11 protein-coding genes are annotated in these 13,639 nt (G+C 64.0%); 7 read left to right on the top strand and 4 right to left on the bottom strand.

Features of this window, described 5'->3' with window-relative positions:
• Positions 1–18 precede the first annotated feature (18 nt).
• Both GA615_RS06560 and GA615_RS06555 read right to left on the bottom strand, forming a co-directional pair.
• Positions 19–786, bottom strand: a complete 768-nt coding sequence (locus tag GA615_RS06560) for a hypothetical protein (RefSeq protein ID WP_152050482.1) — start codon at positions 784–786, stop codon at positions 19–21.
• Between the two features lie 238 nt (positions 787–1,024).
• The gene (locus tag GA615_RS06555) at positions 1,025–2,254 is read right to left on the bottom strand and encodes an alpha/beta hydrolase (RefSeq protein WP_152050481.1); all 1,230 of its coding nucleotides are present in this window, start codon (positions 2,252–2,254) and stop codon (positions 1,025–1,027) included.
• Between the two features lie 225 nt (positions 2,255–2,479).
• Between GA615_RS06555 and GA615_RS06550 the strand changes: the two genes are divergently transcribed.
• Genes GA615_RS06550 through GA615_RS06540 form a run of 3 tightly spaced genes read left to right on the top strand, consistent with a single transcriptional unit; the run spans position 2,480 to position 5,276 of the window.
• A complete protein-coding gene (locus tag GA615_RS06550) occupies positions 2,480–3,454 on the top strand; it encodes an L-lactate dehydrogenase (RefSeq protein WP_152050480.1) in 975 nt (324 codons plus the stop codon).
• The gene (locus GA615_RS06545) at positions 3,451–4,077 is read left to right on the top strand and encodes a cyclase family protein (protein WP_152050479.1); all 627 of its coding nucleotides are present in this window, start codon (positions 3,451–3,453) and stop codon (positions 4,075–4,077) included. Before GA615_RS06550 ends, GA615_RS06545 begins: the two co-directional genes overlap by 4 nt.
• On the top strand, positions 4,074–5,276 hold the full coding sequence (locus tag GA615_RS06540; RefSeq protein ID WP_152050478.1) for an aminotransferase class V-fold PLP-dependent enzyme: 1,203 nt from the start codon (positions 4,074–4,076) through the stop codon (positions 5,274–5,276). The genes GA615_RS06545 and GA615_RS06540 overlap by 4 nt, the downstream gene beginning before the upstream one ends.
• Positions 5,277–5,296: 20 nt before the next feature.
• On the opposite strand, the gene GA615_RS06535 is transcribed toward GA615_RS06540, so the two are convergent.
• Entirely contained in the window at positions 5,297–6,010 is a 714-nt protein-coding gene (locus GA615_RS06535) for a class I SAM-dependent methyltransferase (protein ID WP_152050477.1), read from the bottom strand.
• A 152-nt stretch (positions 6,011–6,162) separates the two neighbouring features.
• Here GA615_RS06535 and GA615_RS06530 point away from each other — a divergent pair, with 152 nt between their 5' ends.
• A complete protein-coding gene (locus tag GA615_RS06530) occupies positions 6,163–7,374 on the top strand; it encodes a cysteine desulfurase family protein (protein ID WP_152050646.1) in 1,212 nt (403 codons plus the stop codon).
• Positions 7,375–7,477: 103 nt separating this feature from the next.
• Positions 7,478–7,807 carry a HesB/IscA family protein gene (locus tag GA615_RS06525; RefSeq protein ID WP_152050476.1) on the top strand — a complete coding sequence of 110 codons (330 nt, stop codon included), beginning with the start codon at positions 7,478–7,480 and terminating at the stop codon, positions 7,805–7,807.
• Between the two features lie 110 nt (positions 7,808–7,917).
• Here GA615_RS06525 and GA615_RS06520 read toward each other — a convergent pair whose 3' ends face one another.
• Complete coding sequence (locus GA615_RS06520) at positions 7,918–8,901, bottom strand: phosphoglycerate dehydrogenase (protein WP_152050475.1); 984 nt, start codon at positions 8,899–8,901, stop codon at positions 7,918–7,920.
• Positions 8,902–9,524: 623 nt separating this feature from the next.
• Between GA615_RS06520 and GA615_RS06515 the strand changes: the two genes are divergently transcribed.
• Positions 9,525–11,003: an endo-1,4-beta-xylanase gene (locus GA615_RS06515; RefSeq protein ID WP_235905153.1), complete on the top strand. Its 1,479-nt coding sequence runs from the start codon at positions 9,525–9,527 to the stop codon at positions 11,001–11,003.
• 126 nt (positions 11,004–11,129) lie between these two features.
• Positions 11,130–13,622, top strand: coding sequence for a PSD1 and planctomycete cytochrome C domain-containing protein (locus GA615_RS06510; protein WP_152050473.1), 2,493 nt, complete (start codon positions 11,130–11,132; stop codon positions 13,620–13,622).
• Positions 13,623–13,639 lie beyond the last annotated feature (17 nt).

The following is a 13,639-nucleotide window of genomic DNA, read 5'->3' as shown; positions in this document are numbered from 1 at the left end:
CGACTGAGTCCAAACGTCTTAGGACGCAAGGCTCCTGCGCGCCTGGCGACGGCTTCGGATTCGATGCAGGTAGCCGACCGACATGCAAAGCGTGCCCGTCAGTGCCATCACCAGATTCGAGGGTTCGGGCACCGCCACGGCATCGCCCCCTGGAATGACCGAGGAGTACCGAATCGAGGTGATCTCTGCCCTCATGTTCCCGCCGGTCGGGGTGCCGTCCCCGAAATAGAGCGCAGCATTGTTCGCGGCCCCACCCGGAAGGGTCCCTGTGTTGACAACAACATCATCGATCTTCAGGACATAACTGTTCGAGTTGGCCGATGTCGAAAGGGTGTACTTGACCTCACCCGAGACCGACCCGCTTGCGATCTGGTACATGTGCCAGGAGTTAGGATTGGCGAAGAGCACTGCGTACTCCTCCTCACCCCCAAACCCGAGATAGAGCCCGAAAGCGCTCGTGCTGTTCGTCACCCGGGTGACGACCTCTAGCGTGGTGTCTCGATCGGCGGCGTAGGCGGGAGCAAGCTGATACCCGGCATAGATATCGGAGGGAAAACCCATGGTGTTCAGAATCAGCTTGCCATCGACGACCTGAGCGAATTGCGACTCCTGCACGTTCGGCGAGGCCAGAAACGTCAGCCCCTGTGCGGCGATGGTCGAAAGGTTATCCCCCTTGCTGAAGTCGAGATTAACGATCAGGCCGGCCCTCGCCGTGTTCCCGACCGCGAGCCCCCCCCAGACAACCACCAGCCCCACCAACCCTCGGACGACCAGACGATGACTCATTGAGATCGACCCTCATCCCTCTCTTGACGTGCCGACGGAGCGACACGATCCGCCAATCGGTTTGGAATGGGGACCCGGGTCCTCGATCGTCAGTCCGGCCAGGCAGGCTCGGACTCCAAGCGCGAACTCGGGTCTCCATCCGATTGACGATCGGGATGAACACGCACTCAACACCCAGACCACACCCGGACGGAGCAAAGGGGGGCTCCTTCCGCATGGCGACCCCCAAGGCGTGTGGCTATCGGGCCCCGAGGAGCCATTGCTCGATGGTCGGGTAAACCTGCTGCCGGCTCGTCCGCCCGACAAGGGCGTCGGAGTGCCCTGAATCGGCGGCGAAGCCCTGGGCGCGACCGAAGTACATCAAGGTCTTATCGGTCGACCCGACCCGCTCATAAATCGTCTGCTGCACGGTTGGAGGGGCCAGTTGATCGGCCGCCCCGCAGGCGACCAGGATCGGCGCCTGGACGTTCGGCAGCATGGCGGCGTAGCTGAAGGTCTTCCCTGCGTCGAGCAGTTCTTTCCGGGCCGCCAACGTGAGGTATTGCTGCAAGAGTCCGATCGAGGGCACGTCGATCCCGTCGTGCGTCAAGGCCCGATACACCCTGGGGTCCACATGGCTGTTATTGAAGAACATGTTGTCGATGCTCGTCTTCGAGTCGATGATCAACTCTTCGGGCAGGATCTCCCCGGCGATCTGCCCCTGACGGAGCGTCATCAACTCCATGAGGAACTGGGTCGCGAGCTGCCCGTTCGGCATCGTCACCTGGCTCCCGACCGTGACCAGGCGGCCGATCCCCGGGTTCTGATACCGGGCCAGATGGCAAAGGCCGATGATCCCTCCCATCGAGTGGCCGACCCAGGCCACCTCGGGCGCCCTCGTGTGCGATCGGACCAGATGCACCAGGGCCGGGAGGTCGTAGTTGATGTGGTCGTCCAGGTTCCACCGGGCGAACTTCGGGTCGAGCGTTGCGTAGCCGGTCGGGGCCATCCGGTTGTTGGTGGCCCTTCGGATCAGGCCGCCCACCACCATCGTCGGCGCGGCGTCGATCTTCGCCACCCACTTCGAGCTGAGGCCCGACCCTCGCAGGTTTACCACCCAGACGTCCCATCCTCGTTCGGCCAGGTACTGGGGGAAGCTGACCTCGGGGCTGATGTCCCAGAACTGGGCGTTGTAGCTCAGGCCGTGGCAGAGGATGACCGGCATCGTGCCCGGCCTGACCCCGGTACTCGGCCGGAAGCGATGAGCAACCAGCGTCCAGCCGTCAACCGTCCGGATCGGGAACGTCTCTCCTGTCAGGTGAGGCTTGAGTGTCCGCTGGATGTTCTCGGGGCTCAATTGCTGACGGAGCAGCTCCTTGCCGAAGTCTTCGAGCAGGGCCCCGAAGTCCTGGCCCTTCGCCACCGAAGCCCCGATCGACGCCTGTGCCATCAAGAGGCCCGCTGCTTTGATCGCCTGTCGCCGGTCCATCGGTCGGATCTCCACGCTCCATCCATTTGGGGGGAGGCCGGATTGCTCTGGGCGCACTCCGGCCGTGGGTCCGTCTCTACCATCCTTCGGCTCGGTTGCCCACCCGAGCTTGAGCCGATCCGAACCAACCCCGCCCCGATCGGTCGCCGAAGCCTGGTCGATCCGATACGCTAGTCGAAGACCCTTGATCCACGCACGACACGTTCTGGTTGAGGAGGCCGACAAATGATCGGTGAAGCACGCGGCGGCAAGGTCGGCCTGGTTGGCACGGGCATGGTCGGCAGCTCCTTTGCCTACGCCCTCATGCAGCGCCGGGTAGCCTCCGAGCTGGTCATGATCGACCTCGACCACCGCCGGGCCGAGGGGGAGGCAATGGACCTGAACCACGGCCTCCCCTTCGTCTCTCCCATGCGCGTTCGGGCCGGAACCTACGACGACCTGGCCGATGCCGAGGTCGTTGTCATCACCGCCGGCCGCAACCAGCGCCCCGGTGAAACCCGGCTCGACCTGCTGGCCAAGAACGCCGCCGTCATTGAGGACATCGTGCCGAAGATCGTCGCCGCCTCTCCCAGCGCCATCCAGTTGATCGCCACCAACCCCGTGGACGTTCTGACCCAGATCGCCGCTGAGAAAGCCGGATTGCCGCAAGGCCGGGTGCTCGGCTCCGGCACCGTGCTTGACACGGCCCGCTTCCGCTTCCTGCTGGGCGAGCACTTCCGCGTCAACCCCCGGAGCGTCCACGCCTACATCATCGGCGAGCACGGCGACACCCAGGTTCCCGTCTGGAGCCTCGCGTCGATCGGCGGCGTCGGCCTCGAAACCTTCGTCGGGGCTCAAGGCCGCTCCAAGGACCTGGCCGACCGCGATCGGATCGCCGAGCAGACCCGCACCGCCGCCTACGAGATCATCCAGCGTAAGCAGGCCACCTACTACGCCATCGGCCTGGCCCTGGTCGGCATCGTCGAGGCGATCCTCCGCGATCAGAAGACCGTCCTGACCGTCTGCTCCCCTCTGACCAACCTCGAAGGGCTTTCCGGCCCGATGTCGAGCAGCCTGCCCAGCGTCGTCGGCCGAGGAGGGGCCGAGCACGTCATCGACCTCCCGCTGACCCCTGCCGAGCGAGACGCCTTCGTCCACTCGGTCCAGACCCTCCGCAAGAGCCTCGACGAGGTCCGAGGGATCGGAGGCTTCTTCGCATGATCTTCGACCTCTCCCCTCCCATCTCCGACCGTCTCAAGGTCTGGCCAGGCGACACCCCGCCCCGCCGGGAGGTGCTGCTTGACCTCAACCGGGGGGACAACCTCACCCTCTCGACCCTGCACGCGACCGTTCACCTCGGCTCCCACGTGGACGGCCCGAACCACTACGGCCGGGGCTCGGCCGGAGTCGATTCCTGGCCGATCGACCGATTCATCGGCACCTGTCAGGTCATCCGCGTGGCGGTTGAGCCGGGAGCGTTGGTCCGCGTCGATCACCTTCGAGGGACCACGATCGACGCCCCCCGCCTCCTCATCGCCACCGACTCGTTCCCCGACCCCGAGCTGTTCCGCGAAGACTTCAACGCCCTCGACCCCGACCTCGTCGCCTGGCTACACGATCTAGGCGTCCGGCTCGTCGGACTCGATACCCCGAGCGTCGATCCCTTCTCGTCGAAGGATCTCCCCGCCCATCACCGGTTCCTCGACCTTGGCATGACGATCCTCGAAGGGCTGGTCCTTGCCGACGTGCCCGAAGGCCGATATGAGCTGATCGCCCTGCCGCTTCGACTCGTCGGGTTCGACGCCAGCCCCGTCCGAGCCATCCTGAGGACCCTTCCCTCATGAGCCCCGCTAGCCCGACCGACTCACTCCTGAGCTTCCGCGACCGCTTCCCGATCCTGGGGACGACGACCTACCTCATCAGCAACTCCCTCGGCGCCGTGCCCAGCGCTGTGGATGAGTGCCTCCACGAGTACTACGCCACCTGGGCCTCCCGAGGGGTCCGAGCCTGGGAGGAAACCTGGTGGGACCTGGCCGCCTCGACCGGCGATCTGGTCGCCCCCCTGATCGGAGCCGGGCCGGGTGAGGTAGTCTTCCAGCCGAGCGTCACGCTGACTCACGCCGTCATCTTTAGCTGCTTCGACTTCCGGGGCTTCCGCCCGCGGATCGTCACCGACGCCATGCACTTCCCCTCTATCCGCTACCTGATCGAGGAGCAGCGGAGCCTCGGGGCCGAGGTCATCGACATCCCGACCGACGACGGCATCACCATCGACACCACCCGCGTCATCGAGGCCATCGACGAGCGGACCGCCTTCGTCAACCTCTCACACGTCCTGTTCAAGAGCTCGTACATCCACGACGTGGCCAGCATCGCCGATCGGGCCAGGCAGGTCGGCGCGATCACGATCATCGACGGCTACCAGTCGGTCGGATCGATCCCGGTCGATGTCCGAGAGCTCGGGGTCGATGTCTATCTCGGAGGCTGCCTCAAGTGGCTCTGCGGGGGTCCGGGGACTGCGTTCCTCTGGGTCCGTCCCGAGATCCGGGAGGACCTCACCCCTCGCCTGACCGGCTGGATGTCGCACGTTCGTCCGTTTGCGTTCGAACCGACGCTCGAGCGCCGGGCCGACGCCTGGCGGTTCCTCAACGGCACCCCAAGCATCCCCGCCCTCTACGCCGCAAGGCCGGGCCTGGAGATCATCCAGGAGGCCGGCATCGAGGCGATCCGCTCCAAGTCGATCCGCCAGACCGACCGCTTGCTCCGGCTGGCCGACGCCCGCGGCTTCCGATCGACGACCCCCCGCGATCCAGGCCGACGCGCGGGGACCGTGGCCCTCGACGTGCCGGAGGGCCTGGCCGTCTCCCGAGCCCTGAAGGCCCGGGAGATCCTCTGCGACTATCGGCCCGGAGCCGGGATCCGCCTCTCCCCTCACTTCTACTCGCGGGATGATGAGCTGGACCTGGCCCTCGATGCCATTGCCGAGATCCTCGACTCCGGCGCCTGGCGGCCGTTCTCCACCACCACCGGCGCCGTGACCTGAGGGGCCAACATATCATGCGATCATCGCGTTCCGCTCGACTGGCGAACCTGTGCGGGGGCCACGGCGAAGTGCGGCCGGCCGAGGGTTGTGGCCGATCGCGCCAGCCCTTCCGTCAACAGGAACGGGGCGGGGCCTCGATGGACCGTCTGTTCTGTCTCGACGAATCCGGCGTTGGCAAAGAGGTCGCGCATCCGGGCCCGAGAGCAGTGATGCACGTTCCCCTCGACCGTCTCCACGCAGACGTCGTAGATGAACCAGCCCCAGGGGGCATCTCGATAGCCGTCAACCAGCATCAACCGGCCCCCCGGCTTGAGGACGCGGTGCATCTCGGTTACGGCCCGCTGCTGGTCGGGATAGTGGTGGAAGCTGTTGGCGCAGGTCACCACGTCGAAGCTTCCGCTGGCGAAGGGCAGGTGCTCGCTGTCCCCCTGGACTGGCATCAAGGCGTCCTGGTGCGAGGCCCAGCGTCTCGCTCCGCCCTGGAGCATCTCGGCGACGAGGTCCATGCCGAAAACCTGGGCATTCGGCAGGGCCTCGAGAATCTTCTCACCGAACTGGCCGGTCCCACACCCAGCATCGAGGACCCGGATCGGCCGGTCGCCGAACCGCTCCCAGATTCTTCGAATCAAGGCCCGGTGCGAGGGGCCAAAAAGCAACCACTGGAGGATGCAGCGGTCGTACGACTCACTCCAGCGGACGAACTCTTCCGTGGCTTGCTGCTTGTCGTAGCCCATTGGGTCGCGTCCTTCGATGACCGTCTCGTGCGGGTTCCTTCCCGAGGGGGGGCCGACGTAGCTTGATCGAGACGCCATTTTTCGACAAGGTGGATTTTCCCCGAACCTCCGACCGATCTCCCCTCGATCGGGAGCTTCTCGCCGTGACCGCGATGCCCATCTACCTCGACAACCACGCCACCACCCGCACCGACCCCCGCGTCGTCGAGGCGATGCTCCCGTATTTCACCGAGCAGTATGGCAACGCCTCCAGCGTGTCTCACCGATTCGGGTGGGAGGCAAGCGACGCGGTGGATCGCGCCCGCGAACAGGTCGCCGCGTTGATCGGGGCCGAGCCGTCCGAGATCGTGTTCACCTCCGGCGCGACCGAGGCCAATAACCTCGCCCTCAAAGGAACCGCCCTCGCCGCCCGAGGGCCAGGGCAGGGGGGGGATCACCTCGTCTGTTCGAGTGTCGAGCACCGCGCCGTCCTCGATCCCCTCCGCCGCCTGGCTCGGGAATCGGGCTGGCACCTGACGATCGTTCCCTCAGACCCTCACGGGCGGATCTCAGTTGAGGCCGTCGAGCAGGCCCTGACTGATCGCACGGTCCTCGTCTCGGTGATGGCCGCGAATAATGAGGTCGGCACCCTCAACCCGATCGGGGCGATCGGGCGTCTCTGTCAGGATCGTGGCATCGTGTTTCATACCGACGCGGCCCAGACGGTCGGCAAGATCCCGATCGATGTGCAGGCCGATGCCATCGACTTGCTGAGCCTGACCGCGCATAAGTTTCACGGTCCAAAGGGGATCGGCGCCCTCTTTGTCCGTCGCCAGGGCCGACGGGCTCGGCTGGCGTCTCTGGTCGATGGCGGTGGGCACGAGCGCGGATTGAGGAGCGGCACCTTGCCGGTTCCCTTGATCGTCGGGCTCGGTCGGGCGGCCGAACTGGCCCGGGAGGAAGGCCCGGCCGATGCCGATCGGATGCGATCGCTTCGTGACCGATTGGACCAGTCCATCCGGACCTTGCTTCACAATCAGGGGGTCGTGCTCAACGGCCATCCCACGGAACGCTTGCCGAACAACCTGAACCTCAGCTTCGAAGGAGTGGAAGGTGAGGCCCTGATGATGAACCTTCGAACCCTCGCCGTCAGCTCGGGAGCGGCCTGTTCCTCGTCCGAACCCGAACCGAGCCACGTCCTTCGGGCAATGGGTCGAGACGAGCGGCTTGGTCGGGCCAGCCTTCGCTTCGGGCTCGGCCGGTTCACCACGTGTGAGGAGGTTGAGCTTGCCTCGACAATCGTCGCGGAAACCGTGACCCGACTGCGTCAATCGACTTGCAACAGCCAGGTCAATCACCCGGATCTTGCGCGGGCCGACTTGTGATTGGCCGACAACTGCGTAGAATGTCTAACGTTGATCGCACCCACCGGCGAAGTACGTTCGCCGTTCCTCCCTCCGTCTTCCAAGAGTCAGGAGCACGAACCCGATGAGTGTCACGCTCACCGAAAAGGCCGCCAGCGAGGTCAAGCGGATCATTGAAGAACAAGGCAACGGTCAGGAACTGGTCCTGCGCGTGGGGGTGCAGGGTGGCGGTTGCAGCGGCTTCTCCTACAGCCTGAACTTTGACTCCGAGACCAGCGAGCGCGATCGCGTGGCCGAGTTCCACGGCGTTCGTCTGGCCATCGAAAAGAAGTTCGACCCGTATCTCGACGGGACCATCATCGATTTCATCGACGACCTCGGCCGTCGCGGGTTTGCCTTCAACAACCCGAACGTGACCAAGAGCTGCGGCTGCGGAAGCTCGTTCCAGGTCTGACCTTGGCTGGCCCTGGGAATTGGTGAGAGCGGATCGCTCGATGCCGCTCGCCGGCCCTTGGAATGAAGGGCCGGCGAGGCTCTCCTCCGGGCCATCGAGCGGGCGATCGCTTACCAGGTCCAGTCGGGGCCGACTTCGGGGTTGACCACGCAGTGGCCCGGCCATCGGCCCTCGTGCAGATCGACGATACATCGCGCCGCCAGCTCGGCCATGTCTGCCATCGATCGTTCGTCCACCCCGGCGATATGAGGGCTGGAGACGACGTTCGGCAGGGCAATGAGTGGATGATCGGCCGAGGTCGGCTCGATGCGGTACACGTCCAGACCGGCCCCCGCCAGGTGTCCGGACGTGAGGGCCTGATACAGGGCCTCCTCATCGACCAGGCCTCCCCGGCTTGTGTTGATCAGGATCGCCCCCGGCTTCATCAGTGCGATTCGACGTTCGTCGATCAGATTTCGGGTCGCGTCGTTCAGAGGGACGTGAAGACTGACCACGTCCGACTCGGCCAGGAGTGCCTCAAAGGAGCGTCGCTCGACTCCCTGCTCCGCCTCAAAAGCGGAGTCGATCACCTCGTCATACGCCAGCACCCGCATCCCGAACGCCCTGGCCCGAGGAACCATCGCCCGGCCGATCCTTCCGAGTCCGACGAGTCCGAGGGTCGTGTTCCGCAAGGGACGAACAATCGTCCGGTCCCACCCTCCTGATCGGATGATCCGGTCGTTGATGGCCACACGTCGAGCAACGCCGAGGAGCAAGGCAAACGCCTGCTCGGCAACGCTCTCATGATTAGTTCCCGGCGTGATGGTCACGACGATCTTTCGGGCCGAAGCCGCTGCCACGTCCACCGCGTCGTAACCCACCCCGGTTCGAGCAATCACGCGGAGTTTGGGGGACGCCTCAATCAGGGTCGCCGAGATTCGCTCTCCTCCAGCGACGATCGCCTCGCAATCCGGCAAGCTGGCAAATAACTGGGATTCGGTCAGGACATCATCACCCTCCGGGTCCAGGGTCTGAAACCCCCCGTTGTGGAGCAGGTTGCGGAAGGGGCCGGGCTGGTGGCGAATGGGGCTGGCACCAATCAGGGCGAGCGGCATGATTCGAGCGTCCGTTGGAGAATCGATCCGGAGAATTCCGACCACGTTTCGGTTCAGATCCTCGTACCGATCCGCATGATAACCGCTTCGGACGGTCGGTGCCCGACTCGTGGCCCGAGTTTTGCCCTGAGTTTCTGGGCATCGACAAGGCAAGAGTGGTAGGATCATGCTGAGGGCAAGGCATCTTAGAGTCGGTCGATCCAACGCCCGATCCTCAGGACCGGAGCGACTCAATCGTGCCAGAACGCGACTTGATCAGCCGACCGGCTCCCGACGTTGGTCGTTTCCTGATCGAGGAACTTGCCGACGCATTCGAGGTCTTGGTTCATGCTCGACCCCGCGCGAGCCGAACTGCTTGAGGTCGATCGATGGCGAACCGGTCTGCCCCGTTCGGATCGAGGCCGACACTACCGAGAATCCTCGACACCACCCCAGGGCGTTCGAGCTTCGCCGAGATGGCGGGGGATGATCGGAATTCCGTTCCTCCACTTGCAGTCACAAGGCAGACCGGCGAATTCTGTGACAAAGTTGGTGGAACGACACCAAGGCCTCAACGCACTCATGTTCGCCTTGGGTGACCCTTTGATGGACTTCTCGGGTAGGACTCGTGGACGATGGGCGTCATGAAGTTTCGATTAACGCCTCCTGATCTGTCCGAGCGACTGCCCGAACTGCGGCGAGGGTATTTCACCGGGCTCGATCGCACCCCAGAGCCGGTCTCGATCGACCTGCGGCCCGGTTTGCTGGTGACTCAGCGAGATGCCCCGGACAGTGGCCGTCTTCATGTGCCGTTCCCGGTCGAGGGGTTCGGGATGCCGTTCGTCAGCACGGCCACCCTGGCGGAACGATCCCGACCCTTTGATCTCACCGTGGAACTGGCCCGAGGGAAACTGTTCGACGTGCGCGGACAGGCCGCTGATTGGCGGCACATGGGGCTGCACCTGCCGAACGAAGTGTCGGCCCCGCTGGCTGAAGCCATCCGAGCCTTCTCCAGAGCAGTGACTTGCGATGACCCGGCACGGGCCGCCTCGTTTGCTCGGGCAAGCCTGGCTGCCTCCTTCCGGGCCGGCGAGCAGCTGACCGCGACCTACACGACTCAGGTCATCCGAAAACGCCTGGAACATGCCGCGAAACTGCCGACGCTGCTCGGGTGTGGCCTGAACGCCGATCCGGTCGGAAGCCCCTGGGCGGAATCGCTCGTCGGCGTGATCAACGCGGCTCGCCTGCGCTGTTCCTGGGCGGAGCTGGCCCCGACCGAAGGCCGGTATCGCTGGGAAGCACTCGATGCTCAAATTGAATGGTGTCAATCCCAGAATTTGATGCCGATGGCCGGGCCGATTCTGGAGTTTCGACCGTCGTCCTTCCCCGACTGGCTATGGCTCTGGGCCGGAGACGTCGAGGCGATCAGCTCGATGGCGATTGATCTCGTTCGCCAGGCGGTCACGCGCTACAAGGGGAAGCTTGGTCACTGGCATCTGGTCGCGCGTCCCGCCTCGGGAGACGTGCTCGGCATGTCCGAGGAGGAGCAAATCCGCCTGGCCGCCCGATGCGTTCAGGTCGCTCATCAGGTCGATCCCGTGACCCCCTTGATCGTGGACTTCGACCAGCCCTGGGCCGAGTGGCTCGGCTCCAGCCCCTTCCGAATCGGCCCCTTACATGTGGCCGATTCACTGTCGAGGGCTGAGATCGGTCTGGCGGGCGTCGGGCTGGAGGTTGCTCCCGGCTTCAGCGCGCCGGGGAGTCACATGCGTGATCTTTTCGAGTTTTCGCGGATGCTCGACCTGTTCGCCCTGCTCAATCAGCCGCTTCATGTCACCATCGCCCTCCCTTCGACCCGAGGTAAAGACCCTCAGTCCTCCGGTGAACTGAAAGTCGAGCGCCGGCAGTGGCCGGGCGCCCCCACTCCGGACTCTCAGCGCGACATGGCCGCCCGGTGGATCGCCCTGGCGGTTGCCAAGCCGTACGTTCGATCCGTGATCTGGACCCACGCCACCGATGCCGCTCCGCACGTCTTCCCTCACGCCGGCCTCTTCGATGCGGAAGGGCAGGCCAAACCCTTGATGGCGTGGCTTCAGGAGTTTCGAGCGTCGTATCTCCTGTGAGGGGGTCGAGTGACCGATCGATCAGAACTTCGTTTGGTTGACCCGATCGGTCCGTCTTCGGTACGATCAACAAGGGTTTGATCAACGGTTGAACGTCACGGCTTCTTCTCCCGAGGACCTTGCCTGATGATGCGTCTCGGCCGGCTCGTCTTGCTGAGCCTCTTCGTGGTCCCCGGTTTGAGTCGAGGCCAGAACGAGGCTGTCGATCGTGACCGTTCCCAAGTCTTCGAGACGTCGGTTCGTCCGATTCTTGAGCAGCACTGCCTGCGATGCCACGGAGCAGACGGGAAGACGCGAGGAGGGCTTGATCTGACCTCGCGTGCCGGATTGCTCAAAGGGGGAGATCTCGGTCCGGCGGTCGATCTGGATTTGCCCGGTGAGAGCCTGCTCATCGAAGCGATCACTTACGCCGGCCTGGAAATGCCCCCGACCGGCAAGCTTGACCCCGACTCCATCGCCATCCTCACCGAATGGGTCAATCAAGGAGCTCAATACAGCGGGGATGATCCCGACACGCCCACCCCTTCAGGCGGGGATGATCCGGAAGGTTTGATTTCGGACGAGGATCGACGCTTCTGGTCCTTTCAAGCCATCCAGCGGCCGGAGGTGCCGGACGTTCGGGACGCTGAGTGGGTTCGCGATCCGATTGATGCGTTTGTCCTGCGCAAGCTCGAGGACGCGGGGCTCTCTCCCGCACCGGAAGCCTCGAAGGCGACCCTCATCCGACGACTCTCGTACGATCTGACCGGCTTACCGCCGACACCGGAAGAGGTCGAAGCGTTTCTGGCCGACGAGTCACCCGACGCGTACGAAGCGCTCGTGGATCGCCTGCTCGATTCTCCGCACTACGGCGAACGGTGGGGGCGACACTGGCTCGATGTCGTGCGGTACGCGGAATCCAACAGCTTCGAGCGCGACAACAACAAGCCGAATGCATGGCGTTATCGCGATTATGTGATCAAGTCTCTGAATGACGACAAGCCGTACAATCGATTCCTTCTTGAACAACTGGCCGGAGACGAACTCGATGACGTCTCGGCCGAGTCGATCATCGCCACCGGATTTTATCGTCTGGGTGCCTGGGATGATGAGCCGACCGACCCACCTCAGGCACGATTTGACGAGCTGGACGATATCCTCAGCACGACCTCGCAGGCGATGCTCGGGCTGACGATCAACTGCGCCCGATGCCACGATCACAAGATCGATCCGATCCCTCAGCGCGACTATTACCGATTCCTCGCCTTCTTCCACAACCTGAAACCTTATTCGTATCGCGAAGATCACATTCTTACGGAGATCGCCTCGGACGAAGAGCGCGAAGCGCACGAACACGCGATCGCCGAGCGCTCACGACGCGAAGCCGCGATCCAGGAGAATCTGTCTCCGATCGAATCGAAACTGCTGGCGACGGTTCCGGAACCGAGACGGTCGAATCTTCGGAACGGCACGTTTGAGGAGCGTCGGCATGTCCTCGACGGCATGGCCGAGCAGGAGCTGTCGGCCGAGGAATTGGACCTGTACCGTGCCCTGATCGGCCAGTGGAAGGCCATTCCACCGGTGCCGCCGTTGCCGATGGCTCTGAGCGCCCGCGAAGACGGCCCCCAGGCGCCGGAAACCGCGGTCCTGATCCGAGGCAGTGCTCACGCTCCGGGCGAGGCGGTGACACCAGGGTTCCCGGAGGTGCTGGGGACTGCGGATCCGACCCTGCCAGCGCCTTCGGCCGGGGCGACCTCGTCGGGTCGTCGACGGGTGCTGGCCGAGTGGATCGCGAGTCCGAACAACCCGTTGACCGCTCGGGTCGCGGTGAACCGGGTCTGGCATTACCACTTCAGCCGAGGAATTGTCCGCTCCCCCAACGACTTCGGCTTTCAGGGCAGTGTGCCGACCCATCCCGCGTTGCTCGATTGGCTGGCCGCCGAATTCATGGAGAATGACTGGCGATTCAAGCCGTTGCACAAACAGATTGTGATGTCGAGTACGTACCGGATGTCGTCGCAGGGGAACCCCAAGGCGCTGGCGATCGATCCGGAAAACGACCTGTTCTGGCGCTTCAACCTGAGACGCCTTTCGGCGGAAGAATTCCGGGACGCCATGCTCGCCGTGACGGGCACTCTGAACCCAAAGATGGGCGGTCCGAGTTTTTACCCGGAAATTCAGAAAGCGTATCTGGCGGGTCAGTCGCGCCCGGGAGCAGGATGGGGGCAGTCGTCGGAAGCAGAGCAAGCTCGAAGAAGTGTTTACATCTACGTGAAACGGTCACTCGTAACTCCGATTCTCGCCAGCTTCGACGCGGCCGATACCGATTTTTCCTGCCCGGTTCGCTTTGCGACGACCCAGCCGACCCAGGCATTGAGCACCTTGAACGGCCCGTTGCTGCACGAGCAGGCCAGTGCGCTCAGTGCCCGGGTTCGTTCGGAGATCGGCGGCGATCTGCCCGGGCGAATCCGCCGAGTCCTTCACCTGGTCACCTCGCGGACCCCTTCGGCCGAGGAAATCAACCGAGGGATCGCTCTGGTCGAGGAATTCCAGGACGAGCATGGTGTCGAGGATGATCAGGCCTTCCACCTGTTCTGTCTGCTGGCACTGAACTTAAACGAATTTCTTTATATCGATTGATGATTCTCGGAACGAAG

The sequence above is a fragment of the Tautonia marina genome (assembly GCF_009177065.1).
In the GTDB taxonomy this organism is placed as follows: Bacteria; Planctomycetota; Planctomycetia; order Isosphaerales; family Isosphaeraceae; genus Tautonia; species Tautonia marina.
The sequence above is the reverse complement of the archived record's forward strand: the minus strand, read 5'-3'. Positions and strand labels throughout refer to the sequence as shown.